This window comes from Limosilactobacillus coleohominis, assembly GCF_016901675.1.
GTDB lineage: Bacteria > Bacillota > Bacilli > Lactobacillales > Lactobacillaceae > Limosilactobacillus > Limosilactobacillus intestinavium.
The window spans coordinates 1-859 of record NZ_JACJKU010000171.1; the positions used below are offsets into that span (position 1 = coordinate 1).

Annotated in this window: 1 protein-coding gene; it reads right to left on the reverse strand. The window is 35.0% G+C overall.

The genetic code is table 11. The annotated features are described in order from the left end of the window. The coding region (plsY, locus tag H5975_RS08365; RefSeq protein ID WP_204785629.1) for a glycerol-3-phosphate 1-O-acyltransferase PlsY at window positions 1-619 on the reverse strand (619 nt) is incomplete at its 3' end. Between the last annotated feature and the right edge of the window lie 240 nt (window positions 620-859).

Sequence of the window (859 nt, forward strand, 5' to 3'; positions counted from 1 at the left end):
ATTTATTATTGAAACGTTTTTCCCTAAGGTAGTGTCCCAAGCCAAATGAAACCATTGATTCATTTCCATGGATAATTCGGTTAATATTACTGCGATGGCGAACAATAATCAGTAATGTAATTATGCCAGCAATGATTGATAATACGTGATCATGAATGCACAAGGCAATAATAAAAATAGTAGACACTCCGATAATACTTGCACAACTCACCATGCTGGTTAGTAGAATCACACTAATGAACACTAGCGATGCGATTACAAAAAGCAGTGGGTTATAAGCTAACAAAATCCCTGCACTAGTTGCGACAGCTTTACCACCATGAAAATTATCAAAAATGGAACATGTATGACCAACTGAAGCAATCAAACCAATTAACAATGGGTTGACATTTACATGAAAAAGGTATGGTTGGCTTGCTGCCAAAGTTCCTTTCAAAATATCCATAACAAGGACAACTGTTCCAGCTTTTGGGCCGAGAACACGAAAAGTATTGGTAGTACCAATGTTACCACTGCCTTCTTTACGAATATCTTTATGGTAAAAGTATTTACCAATCCATAATCCAGAAGGAATGGATCCTAGTAAATAGGCAATGACAATCATAACAATATAAATCATTTTAAAACTCCTTATTAAACTAACCACGTTATCATAGCATGATTTATAGATTGATGACTACCAAAAATTGATGTTTGCACCGGATAAATAATTCGAGTAGACTAGAAACGTTACATTATTTAGCAAAAAGTAAAGAGGAGGACCTTTTCATTGGCGAAAGAAGAATATAAATATGATTCATCCTCGATTAAAATTTTAAAGGGGCTAGAAGCTGTTCGAAAGCGCCCTGGGATGTATATT